Raw genomic sequence first — 10910 nt, 5'->3', positions numbered from 1 at the left:
CGACGGCCGTCCAGGCCCGCGAGGCGCGGCGCCGGGCGCGGGCCCGGCCGCGGATCTCGCCGAGCCGGTCACCCGGGGCGGCGGCGTCCGCCCGGGCGGCCATGGCCTCGCGCAGCGACCGCACGGTCGGGTCCTCGTCGCCGGGCAGCGGGCCGGCCGGGGTCGTGTCCTTGCTCATGAGCGCTCCTCGGTGGTCGCCACGGCGGCCCGCAGGGCGCTGAGGCCCCGGTGCGCGTGGGTCTTGACGGCTCCCCGGCTGATGCCCAGGGACTCGGCGATCTCCTGCTCGGAGAAGTCGGCGTGGTAGCGCAGCACGAGCACCTCGCGCTGGCGCGGGGCCAGCGCGTCCAGGGCCGCGAGGACCGTGCGGTGCTCGGCGGAGCGCACCGCACGCTCCTCCGGGCCCTCGGGCTCCGGGTCGGGCAGCGGCCGGCGGCGGTCCTCGACCTCGCGATGGCGCAGCACGTCGCGGGCCCCGTTGACGACCGACTGCCTTAGGTACGCGACGGCGCTCGCGCGGTCGTCCAGGCGGCCCCAGCGGCGGTGCAGCGCGACGAAGGCGTCCTGCACGACCTCCTCCGCGCTGGCGCCGTCCTTGACGAGCAGCAGGGCGAGGCCGACCAGGCGCCGCCAGTGGGAGGCGTACAGGACGGTCACGGCCGTGTCGGCGTCCCAGGCGCGAGGGTCCTCGCCGGGTGCCGCCGCGGCGGCCCGGTCACTCACGTCGTGCTCTCGCAGGTGTTGCACCACGGTAGGACGGGCGACGGTCACTCACGGTTGACATCCAACCCGAGGAGATCACGACTACCCTCGCCGGGCATGAGCGGCACCCGGGCGGAACGCGCCCCCGACGACCTGTTCCTGCGCATCGTCGCGGGGGAGGTGCCCGCCGAGATCGTGCACGCCGACGACCTCGTCGTCGCCTTCCGCGACGTGAACCCGCAGGCGCCCCTGCACGTGCTGGTGATCCCGCGGGAGCGCTACGAGACCGTCGCGGACCTCGCGGCCGCGGCCCCCGCGACGTTGGCCCGCCTCGTCGCGGTGGCCCAGCAGATCGCGGACGCCGAGTCCGGCGGGGAGTTCCGCCTCGTCTTCAACAGCGGTGCGGGCGTGGGGCAGTCGGTCTTCCACGTGCACGGCCACGTCCTGGGTGGACGCGACTTCACCTGGCCGCCCGGCTGACCCCACGCCGTCACACCTTGCGCCGCAGGGTCAGTCCCGCGCGGCGGACAGCTCCAGAGCGATGCCGTCGGGGTCGCGGAACTCCAGGATGAGCATGCTCCCGAGGTCCTTGACGCCCTCGTGCGGGGCGCCGACCTCGTCGAGCAGCGCGACCGCGGCGTCGAGCTCGGCGGGCGAACCCACGGTGAGGGACAGGTGGTCGAGCCCCACCCGGTCCTCGGAGAAGCCGTCGCCCTCGGGGGCCACGGGGCGCAGGCCCAGCAGGCCGCCGGGGACGGCGTAGATGATCCCGCCGAAGAGGAACCCGAGGGAGGCGCGGGTGGCCTCGTCGGCGTCCGCGGGGACCTCGAAGGCCACGGGCCAGCCGAAGAGCCGGTCGTAGAAGGCGCGCGAGGCGGCGAGGTCGGTGACGGTCAGCCTGACGTGGTTGAAGCCGGTCGTCGTGATGGTCATGGGCGCACCCTCGCACGCGCACCCCGCCCACGCGCGGGGGCCCGCCACCGCTGCACGCGGTGACGGGCCCCAGCCGGTGCGGGTCGCTCAGGCGTCCTGGTGGGCGTCCTCGAGGAACGGGTAGTCGGTGTAGCCGGTCGCGCCCTCGGCGTAGAACGTCGAGGGGTCGGGCTGGTTCTCGGCGTGCTGACCCTCCCAGCGCTCGACCAGGTCGGGGTTCGCGATGGCCATGCGCCCCACGGCGACGGCGTCCGCGACGCCGTCGGCCACGAGGGCCACGGCCTCCTCGCGGCTCGTGACGACGCCGAACCCGCTGTTGGCCATGAGGGGGCCGTTGAAGCGGCGGCGCAGCTCCTGCACCAGCTCCCCGGCCGGCTCGGCGTGCAGGACGCTGAGGTAGGCGAGGTTCAGCGGGGCCAGGCCGTCGACGAGCGTGCCGTACGTGGCCAGCACGTCGGCGGGGTCCTTCTCGAAGGCGTCCTGGATGTTGTGCGCGGGCGAGATGCGCACGCCGACGCGGCCCCCGCCGATCTCGGCGGCGATGGCCGTGGCGGCCTCGAGCGTCAGGCGGGCCCGGTTCTCCGGGGTCCCGCCGTAGACGTCGTCGCGCTGGTTGGCGGCGGGGGAGAGGAACTCGTGCAGCAGGTAGCCGTTGGCGCTGTGCAGCTCGACGCCGTCGAAGCCGGCGTCCACGGCGCGGCGCGAGGCCGCGACGAGGTCGCGCACCGTGGCGCGGACCTCCTCGGTGCTCAGCGCGTGCGGCACCGGGAAGGGCAGCTTCTCCGTCGCGGTGTGCACCTCGCCCTGGATGGCGATGGCGCTCGGCGCGACGATCCGCCCGCCCGTGATGTCGGGGTGGGAGACGCGGCCCGCGTGCATGACCTGCAGGACGATCCGCCCGCCGCGGGCGTGCACGGCGGCCGTGACGGCGCGCCAGCCCTCGACCTGCTCGTCGGTGACGATGCCCGGCTGGCCGACGTAGCCCTGCGACTCGTGCGACGGGTAGGTGCCCTCGGCGACGATGAGGCCGAAGCTCGCGCGCTGGGCGTACTGCTCGGCCACGACGGGACCGGGGACGCCCTGCTCGCCGGAGCGCAGTCGCGTGAGCGGGGCCATGACGACCCGGTTGGGCAGCTGCAGGTCGCCGAGGGCGACGGGGGAGAACAGGTTCACGGTGCGGGGGCCTTCCGTCTGGAGCAGGTGGTCGTCTCTTCAACCACCTGGGCCGCCGGACTGTTCCGCGGGCTCAGCCCTCGAGCCAGGACCGGACCGACGCGGTCACCTCGGGCCGGCGCGGCAGCACGCGGCCGTCGAGGGTGGCGACCTCGACCGCGCCGCGGACGCTGGAGACCAGCCAGAGCGCGTCCGCGCCCTGCAGGTCGGCCACCGTCGCGGTGCGCTCGGCGGTCGGGTGGCCCGCCGCCTGCGCGCCCGCGAACACCGCCCGCTGGGTGGTGCCCGCGAGGATCCCCGTGGCGCCCGGCGGGACGGTCCGCAGCTCCGAGTCCGCGAGCCACAGCGCCGTCGCGGTGGGGCCCTCGAGGACCTCACCGGCGGGGGTGGTGAACAGGACGTCCTGGGCGCCGCGGCGGGCGGCCTCGCGCAGCGCGGCGGTGTTCACGGCGTAGGACAGCGTCTTCGCGCCGCCGAGCAGCCACGGCGCGGCGGCGTGGGCGGCGAGCGCCGTGCCGCGGTCGAGGGTGACGACGTCGACGCCCGTGGCCCGCTGGGTGACGATCTCCGCCGCGACGGGGCGCAGGGTCGCGAGGCCCGTCGGCCCGCCGCCCGGGGTGCCGCGGGTCAGCAGCAGCCGCAGGGCGGCCTCCTGGCCGTCGGCCAGCTCGGTGCAGACCTCCTCGGCCAGGGCGGTCCACGCGTCGCGGTCGGGCCGCGGCAGGTCCAGCGCCCGGGCGGAGCGCTCGAACCGGTCCAGGTGCGCCGCCAGGTGCAGCAGGCGCGGCGGGGTCCCGCCCAGCACGCGCAGCGTCTCGAAGCAGCCGTCCCCGCGGCCCAGGCCCAGGTCGTCGGCGCCGACGACGGCCGCGTCCCAGGCCACCTCGCCGGTCCCCAGGACCGCCGTCCGCCGCCGCACGCCCGTCTGCACCGTCTCGTCTCGAAGGATCACGGGCCCATCCTGCTCGACGCGACGGTCCGCTGCGCAGGAACGGGTCTCGACTCGCGGGCGCCGTCGTCCCCCCTCACCATCGTCCTTCGTGAGCGAGAGCACAGGAACCCCCCGCGACGTGACGGCCCTCGGCGGCATCTCCGACGAGCGGGCACCGTCCTCGGGCACCGTCCGCACCATCCTGACCACCATCGGCCTGCTGCTGGCGACCGCGCTGGTCCTGTACGTCGTCCTGCAGACGCTGCAGGTGATCACCTGGATCATCGTGGCGGCGTTCTTCGCGGTCGCCCTGTACCCCGTGGTCGGCTGGGTCGAGCGGAGGCTGCTGGGCGGCAGGCGCCGCTCCCTGGCCACGCTGATCGTCTTCGTCGTGATCGTGCTGCTGCTGGCGGCGGTCGGCACCGTCTTCGTCGTCCCGCTGGCGCAGGAGGGCACGAAGTTCGCCGGTCAGCTGCCGCAGCTGGTCGACGACGCGCGCGCCGGCCGTGGCCCGGTCGGGGACCTGCTGCAGCGCACCCACGCCCTGACCTACGTGCAGGACAACCAGGACCGGATCCGGTCCTTCGCCACGGGCCTGACCACCCCCGCGGCGGGCGTCCTGAGCGGCGTCGCGACCGGGGCCGCCGGGGCCGCGTCGATCTTCGTGCTGGCGTTCCTCATGGTGCTGGAGGGTCCCAAGGTCGTCGACGGGTTCACGAACCTGTTCCACCCGCCGACCGCCCTGCGGCTGCGCCACGTCGGCGCGGACTGCGCGAAGTCCGTCACCGGGTACATCTCGGGGAACCTGCTCATCAGCGCGATCTGCGGCGTCCTCACCTACGTCGTGCTGAAGATCGCCGGGGTCCCGTTCGCGGGGCTGATCGCGCTCTTCGTCGCGATCGCCGACCTGATCCCGCTGGTGGGCGCGACGATCGGCGCCGTCGTGGCCGTCGTCGCGGGCCTCGTGCACTCCGTGCCGGCGGGGATCGCGGTCCTGGTGTTCTTCCTCGTCTACCAGCAGCTGGAGAACCACCTGCTGCAGCCGCTGATCTTCTCCCGCACGGTGAAGCTGAACCCGCTCACCGTCATCGTGGCGATCCTGCTGGCCGTCGAGCTCGCGGGCATCCTCGGTGCGCTGCTGGCCATCCCGATCGCGAGCATCGCCCAGGTCATCGCCCGCGACGTGTGGGACCACCGCCGCGGCCGCCCGAAGGCCGAGGTCACGGTGGGGGAGGACGAGCGGCCGGTGGACGCCGGGCCGGCGGAAGCCCGGCTCCCGGGCGCGGGCGCGCACCCGGCCCGCTGACGCGGACCGCTCAGCCGAGGAGTTCCAGCGGAGGCCGGTCAGCGGGGGGTCGTTCAGCGGGGTGCGGCGCCGCGCAGCCCGGCCGCGCAGACCCCCTCGATCAGCTCACCGCGCCGCTCCGCCGGCAGGACGCCCGCGGTGAGCAGGGACGCCAGGCCGTGCAGCCCGGCGTACAGGGGGATGCCGACGTCCTCGCCGTCGCCCGCGGCCAGGGCCCCGCAGGCCTGGCCCTCGGCGACCAGGCCGAACAGGGGCCGGAAGGCCGCGTCGGCGGCGACCGCGACCGCCTCCGCCCCCGGCCGCTGCTTGCCGCGGAACATCAGCGCGAGCAGCTCGGCGTGCTCGGTCGCGAAGTCCACGTAGGCCGTGGCGACGCGGACGTAGCGGGCGGCGAAGGCGTCGTCGTCGGGGAGGAGGGCCCCGCGCAGCTGGACCCCGAGGCGGGCGAAGCCCTGCTCCGCGAGCGCGTCCAGCAGGGCGTCGCGGTCGGCGAAGTGCCGGCGCGGGGCGGCGTGGCTGACCCCGACCTCGCGGGCCAGCTCGCGCAGCGACAGGGCGTCGACCCCCTGCTCGACCACCGTGCGCTCAGCACGGTCCAGGAGCTCCTCGCGCAGGTTGCCGTGGTGGTACGCGCGGGTGGCCATGGGCCCAGGGTAGCGAGATGTTGCCGTTGACTGCTTTGTAGACGGTGGCTACATTGAGGTCATGCCCTCTCCCGCGTCCTCCCACCCCGTCCTCCCCGACCTCAGCGGCCGCACCGCCGTCGTCACCGGCGCGAACTCCGGCCTCGGGCGCATCACCGCCCGCGAGCTGGCCCGCGCCGGCGCCCACGTCGTCCTCGCCGTGCGCGACCCGGCCCGCGGCCGGGCGGCGACCCACGACTTCCCCGGCTCCTTCGAGGTCCGCCGCCTCGACCTGGCGGACCTCGCCTCCGTCCGCGAGTTCGCGGCCGGGTGGTCCGGCGACCTGCACCTGCTCGTCGACAACGCCGGGATCATGGCGGTGCCGCAGGGGCGCACGGCGGACGGCTTCGAGTCGCAGTTCGGCACCAACCACCTCGGCCACTTCGCCCTGACGAACCTGCTGCTGCCGCACGTGCGCGAGCGCGTGGTCGTCGTCTCCTCCGGGCTGCACCGCTCCGGCCGGATCGACCTGGCGGACCTGAACTTCGAGCACCGCCGCTACTCGCCGTACGCCGCCTACGGCCAGTCGAAGCTCGCCAACCTGCTGTTCGTCCTGGAGCTGCAGCGCCGTCTGTTCGAGGCGGGCTCGCCCGTGCTGGTGACCGCGGCGCACCCGGGCTGGGCGGCGACCAACCTGCAGTCCCGCACCGGCAACCCGGTCACGGGCGCGCTGATGCGGGTCGGCAACCGGTTCCTCGCGCAGAGCGAGGAGGGCGGTGCCCTGCCCACGCTGCACGCCGCGACGGCGGACGTCCCGCCCGCCGGCTACGTCGGCCCCTCGGGGTTCCAGGAGATGCGCGGCATGCCCACGCTGGTGGGCCGGTCCGCGGCCGCCGCCGACGGTGCCGTGGCCCGGGAGCTGTGGACCCGCTCGGAGGCGCTGACGGGCGTGAGCTTCCCGCTCACCCCGGTCGCCGGCTGAGCGCCGGCCTGGCGCCCGCGCGTGCGGCGGGGCCCTCCCGGTGGGAACCTCGCGGCACCCCGAGGCGAGGAGCAGGCCGTGCGCGCAGTCCAGTACCGGGAGATCGGTGCCCCGCCCGAGGTCGTCGAGGTCGAGAGGCCCGTGCCCGGGCCGGGGCAGGTCCTGCTCGAGGTGACCGCCGCGGGCATCTGCCACTCCGACGCGTTCGTCATGGGCCTGCCCGCGGAGCAGTACACCTACGGCCTCCCGCTGACCCTGGGGCACGAGGGGGCGGGGCGCGTCGCCGAGCTCGGCCCCGGCGTGCAGGGGCTCGAGATCGGCACGTCCGTCGTCGTCTACGGCCCCTGGGGCTGCGGGACGTGCCACGCCTGCGCGCAGGGCCGGGAGAACTACTGCCCGCGCGCCGCGGAGCTCGGGATCCAGCCGCCCGGGCTGGGGGCGCCCGGGGCGCTCGCGGACCTCCTGCTCGTGGACTCCGCGCGCCACCTCGTCCCGATCGGGGACCTCGACCCCGTCGCCACCGTCCCGCTCACCGACGCCGGCCTCACGCCGTACCACGCGATCAAGCGGTCCCTGCCGAAGCTGCGGGCGGGCTCGACGGCCGTCGCCATCGGCACGGGTGGGCTGGGGCACCTGGCCATCCAGCTGTTGCGGCACCTGTCGCCCGCCCGCGTGGTCGCGCTCGACGTCAGCGAGGAGAAGCTGGCCCTGGCCACGGCCGTCGGCGCCCACGACGTCGTGCTGTCCACCGCGGACGCCGCCGCGGAGGTGCGGGCCCTGCTCGGGGGCCGCGGCGCGCAGCTGGTCCTCGACTTCGTGGGCGTGGACCCGACCATCGCGACGGCCCTGGCGGTGGCCGACGTGGACTCCGACGTGACGATCGTCGGGATCGGCGGGGGCACCGCGCACCTCGGCTTCGGCACCGTCCCGTTCGAGGCTTCGGTCAGCGTGCCCTACTGGGGCAGCCGTTCCGAGCTCATCGAGCTCGTGGAGCTCGCCCACGCCGGGGTGCTCGACGTGCACACCGAGGTGTTCTCCCTCACCGACGCGCCGCGCGCCTACGAGCGCCTGCACGCGGGGACCCTCGACGGGCGCGCGGTGGTCGTGCCCTCGCTCTGACCTGGGCTGGTCCAGCACGCCGCTGTCCACGCGGTCTCAGCCGCCGTCGCGCAGGGCGTCCACCATGCTGCGCAGGGCCCGGAACGCCGCGGCCTGCTCGGGCTCGCCCATGCCCGCCAGCATCCGGGCCTCGACGGAGCGGACCGCCGCGGTGGCCCCCTGCAGGCTGCGGCGCCCGCGGGGGGTCAGCCGCGTGGGGAGCACCTTGCCCACGGGCGCCCTGGCCGGCCGGGTCACGAGGCCCTCCTCCTCCAGGGTCTGGAGCAGGACGTTCATCGACTGCCGGGTCACGAACGCACCCCGCGCGAGCTCGGAGTTCGACAGGCCCGGCCGCTGGGCCAGCAGCTCGAGGCAGGAGTAGCGCGTCACGCTCATCCCGAGCGGGCGCAGCACGTCCTCCATGGCGGCGCGCAGCGCGCTCGACGCCTCCTTGAGCAGGTAGCCCAGCGAGGTCTCGAGGTCGACGCCGTCTTGACTCATGTCAGCATCCTGACATACCGTCTTCGTGTCAGGAACCTGACACGAACCGGAGGAGAACCCGTGCCCGTCACCGGCCCCGACTTCATCTCGCTGCAGGCGAGCGACCTCGACGCCTCGCAGGCGTTCTACGAGCAGTACCTCGGCCTCGTCCGGTCACCGGCCGGGCCGCCGCACGCCGTCGTCTTCCAGACCACGCCGATCGCGTTCGCCCTGCGCGACGTCGTCCCCGGCACCGACCTCGCCGCCGGCCCCCGGCCCGGCCTGGGCGCGGGGATCTGGTTGCACGCCAGCGACGTCCAGGCAATCCACGACACCCTGCGCGCCGACGGCCACCCGATCGTCTCGGCCCCGGTGGACGGCCCCTTCGGCCGGACGTTCACCTTCGCCGACCCCGACGGCTACCACGTGACGCTGCACGACCGCGCCTGACGCAGGCGCCCGCGCAGGCTCCAGGGCAGGGTTCAGCGCAGGTCCCCGGTCACGTCGGGGACGTGGCGGGAGCTCTCGCGCGGCGGGCGCCGGTAGTCCTCCCCGGTGGGCCGCGGCCCGAGGACGAGCTCCAGGGGTTCCACGGGCTCGTAGGGGACCTGGCTCAGCAGGTGGCTCAGGCAGTTCAGGCGGGCGGCGCGCTTGTCGTCGGCCTCGACGACCCACCACGGCGCCTCGGGGATGTCGCAGCGCGCGAACATCTCGTCCTTCGCGCGCGAGAACTCCACCCACCTCTTGCGCGACTCGACGTCCATCGGGGAGAGCTTCCAGCGCCGCATCGGGTCCTCCAGGCGCGACTGCAGGCGGCGCTCCTGCTCCTCGTCGCTGACGGAGAACCAGTACTTCAGCAGGACGGTGCCGTCGGCGACCAGCATCCGCTCCAGCTGCGGCGCCTGGTCGAGGAAGAGGGCGAGCTCCTCCTCCGTGCAGAAGCCCATGACCCGCTCGACGCCGGCGCGGTTGTACCAGGAGCGGTCGAACAGCACGATCTCCCCGCGGGTCGGCAGGTTCGCGACGTAGCGCTGGAAGTACCACTGACCCTTCTCGCGCGGGTCCGGCGCCGGCAGCGCGACCACGCGGGCCGAGCGGGGGTTCAGGTACTCCGTGATGCGCTTGATGGTGCCGCCCTTGCCCGCGGCGTCGCGGCCCTCGAAGACCACGACCACGCGCGCCCCGCTGCGGCGCACCCACTCCTGCATCACGACGAGCTCGGCCTGCAGGCGCAGCAGCTCCGCCTCGTAGGCCTTCCTCGGCACCCGTTCGACCTTCGCCACGTCAGTCCTCCTCGACCCTGTGCGAACCCTCCTCACACCCTGGCACGCCGACCGGGCGCGAGGAGGGCCCGTTCGACCTCCGACGGCAGCCCGTGCGCGGCGCGGTCGGGGCGCCGGGTCGACCCCGCGCTCGGGGGCGGGCCGCGCCCCGCGGGGGCGCCGCCGGCCCAGTGCGGGAGGGCGCCGGCGGCGGGCGTCCTCCCCGCGGCGGGAGCAGCCCGCCGTCAGCCCGCGCCCGGGCGCCTCCTGATCGGTAGACTGAGCCCGTCGACCCATCCCCTCTCCGCGGAGGCGAACGGCCCGCCAGGGCGCCCATGAACAGCACCGACCGACCCACCTCCTCCTCCGGCGACGCCGCCGTCCAGCCGCCCGCGACGGCCCGGCACACGATCGTCGTGCCCCCCGAGGTCTCGATGGTCTCCCTGCTGGGCGCCCGCGACGAGCTCCTGCGGGTCCTCGAGCGGTCCTTCCCGCGCACCGACGTCCACGCGCGCGGCAACGAGATCACCGTGACCGGCGCGGCGGGCGAGGTCGCCCTCGTCGAGCGCCTCGTGGACTCCATGACCTCGGTCCTGGCGTCCGGGCAGCAGCTCTCGCCCGACGCCGTGGAGCGCTCCGTCTCGATGCTGCGCGCCCAGGCGGCGGGGACGGGCGCCGAGCGCCCCGCCGACGTCCTGACGCTGAACATCCTCTCCAGCCGCGGTCGCACGATCCGGCCGAAGACGGTCAACCAGAAGCACTACGTCGACGCCATCGACGCCAACACCATCACCTTCGGCATCGGCCCCGCCGGTACCGGCAAGACGTACCTGGCGATGGCCAAGGCCGTGCAGGCGCTGCAGGCCAAGCAGGTCAACCGCATCGTCCTGACCCGGCCGGCCGTCGAGGCGGGGGAGCGGCTGGGCTTCCTGCCCGGCACGCTCACGGACAAGATCGACCCGTACCTGCGCCCGCTCTACGACGCGCTGCACGACATGCTCGACCCGGACTCGATCCCGCGGCTGATGGCGGCCGGGACGATCGAGGTCGCGCCGCTGGCCTACATGCGCGGGCGCACCCTGAACGACGCCTTCATCATCCTCGACGAGGCGCAGAACACCTCGCCCGAGCAGATGAAGATGTTCCTCACCCGCCTCGGGTTCGGCTCGAAGATCGTCGTGACGGGTGACGTCACGCAGGTCGACCTGCCCAGCGGCACCACGTCGGGCCTGCGGATCGTGCGCGAGATCCTCGCGGGCGTCGACGACGTGCACTTCTCGGAGCTCACCAGCAGCGACGTCGTCCGGCACCGCCTGGTCGCCGACATCGTCGAGGCCTACGAGCGCTGGGACGAGTCGGGCTCGCCCGTCGTGCGCGAGCGCGCCGAGCGCAACGCCGCCCGCAACCGGGCCCGGTGACC

The 10910-nt window shown here is 74.8% G+C and carries 13 protein-coding genes; 6 read left to right on the top strand and 7 right to left on the bottom strand.

Going from position 1 to position 10910, the window contains the following annotated elements:
• Positions 1–174 precede the first annotated feature (174 nt).
• The gene (locus F1544_RS08785) at positions 175–723 is read right to left on the bottom strand and encodes an RNA polymerase sigma factor (protein ID WP_167584307.1); all 549 of its coding nucleotides are present in this window, start codon (positions 721–723) and stop codon (positions 175–177) included.
• Positions 724–819: 96 nt separating this feature from the next.
• Here F1544_RS08785 and F1544_RS08780 point away from each other — a divergent pair, with 96 nt between their 5' ends.
• The gene (locus tag F1544_RS08780; RefSeq protein ID WP_167584305.1) at positions 820–1182 is read left to right on the top strand and encodes an HIT domain-containing protein; all 363 of its coding nucleotides are present in this window, start codon (positions 820–822) and stop codon (positions 1180–1182) included.
• Between the two features lie 30 nt (positions 1183–1212).
• On the opposite strand, the gene F1544_RS08775 is transcribed toward F1544_RS08780, so the two are convergent.
• From F1544_RS08775 to F1544_RS08765, 3 genes are all read right to left on the bottom strand, one after another.
• Positions 1213–1635 carry a VOC family protein gene (locus F1544_RS08775; protein ID WP_167584303.1) on the bottom strand — a complete coding sequence of 141 codons (423 nt, stop codon included), beginning with the start codon at positions 1633–1635 and terminating at the stop codon, positions 1213–1215.
• Positions 1636–1722: 87 nt separating this feature from the next.
• Complete coding sequence (locus F1544_RS08770; RefSeq protein ID WP_167584301.1) at positions 1723–2808, bottom strand: alkene reductase; 1086 nt, start codon at positions 2806–2808, stop codon at positions 1723–1725.
• 73 nt (positions 2809–2881) lie between these two features.
• On the bottom strand, positions 2882–3760 hold the full coding sequence (locus F1544_RS08765) for an aminotransferase class IV (protein WP_208971518.1): 879 nt from the start codon (positions 3758–3760) through the stop codon (positions 2882–2884).
• 88 nt (positions 3761–3848) lie between these two features.
• Between F1544_RS08765 and F1544_RS08760 the strand changes: the two genes are divergently transcribed.
• Positions 3849–5045, top strand: a complete 1197-nt coding sequence (locus tag F1544_RS08760; RefSeq protein ID WP_167584297.1) for an AI-2E family transporter — start codon at positions 3849–3851, stop codon at positions 5043–5045.
• 53 nt (positions 5046–5098) lie between these two features.
• On the opposite strand, the gene F1544_RS08755 is transcribed toward F1544_RS08760, so the two are convergent.
• Positions 5099–5689 carry a TetR/AcrR family transcriptional regulator gene (locus F1544_RS08755; RefSeq protein WP_167584295.1) on the bottom strand — a complete coding sequence of 197 codons (591 nt, stop codon included), beginning with the start codon at positions 5687–5689 and terminating at the stop codon, positions 5099–5101.
• A gap of 61 nt (positions 5690–5750) precedes the next feature.
• Between F1544_RS08755 and F1544_RS08750 the strand changes: the two genes are divergently transcribed.
• Together F1544_RS08750 and F1544_RS08745 are read left to right on the top strand one after the other, a co-directional pair.
• Complete coding sequence (locus F1544_RS08750) at positions 5751–6650, top strand: oxidoreductase (RefSeq protein ID WP_167584293.1); 900 nt, start codon at positions 5751–5753, stop codon at positions 6648–6650.
• A gap of 78 nt (positions 6651–6728) precedes the next feature.
• Positions 6729–7769, top strand: a complete 1041-nt coding sequence (locus tag F1544_RS08745; protein ID WP_167584291.1) for an NAD(P)-dependent alcohol dehydrogenase — start codon at positions 6729–6731, stop codon at positions 7767–7769.
• A gap of 36 nt (positions 7770–7805) precedes the next feature.
• Here F1544_RS08745 and F1544_RS08740 read toward each other — a convergent pair whose 3' ends face one another.
• Entirely contained in the window at positions 7806–8249 is a 444-nt protein-coding gene (locus F1544_RS08740) for a MarR family winged helix-turn-helix transcriptional regulator (protein WP_167584289.1), read from the bottom strand.
• A gap of 60 nt (positions 8250–8309) precedes the next feature.
• On the opposite strand from F1544_RS08740, the gene F1544_RS08735 reads away from it, so the two are divergent.
• Positions 8310–8678, top strand: a complete 369-nt coding sequence (locus tag F1544_RS08735) for a VOC family protein (RefSeq protein ID WP_167584287.1) — start codon at positions 8310–8312, stop codon at positions 8676–8678.
• 32 nt (positions 8679–8710) lie between these two features.
• Here the strand turns inward: F1544_RS08735 and ppk2 are convergent, their stop codons facing one another.
• Positions 8711–9511: a polyphosphate kinase 2 gene (gene ppk2, locus F1544_RS08730; protein WP_167584285.1), complete on the bottom strand. Its 801-nt coding sequence runs from the start codon at positions 9509–9511 to the stop codon at positions 8711–8713.
• 314 nt (positions 9512–9825) lie between these two features.
• On the opposite strand from ppk2, the gene F1544_RS08725 reads away from it, so the two are divergent.
• Positions 9826–10908 carry a PhoH family protein gene (locus F1544_RS08725; RefSeq protein ID WP_167584283.1) on the top strand — a complete coding sequence of 361 codons (1083 nt, stop codon included), beginning with the start codon at positions 9826–9828 and terminating at the stop codon, positions 10906–10908.
• Positions 10909–10910: the final 2 nt, after the last annotated feature.

Source organism: Kineococcus rubinsiae (assembly GCF_011839805.1).
Taxonomy (GTDB): domain Bacteria; phylum Actinomycetota; class Actinomycetes; order Actinomycetales; family Kineococcaceae; genus Kineococcus; species Kineococcus rubinsiae.
The sequence above is the reverse complement of the archived record's forward strand: the minus strand, read 5'-3'. Positions and strand labels throughout refer to the sequence as shown.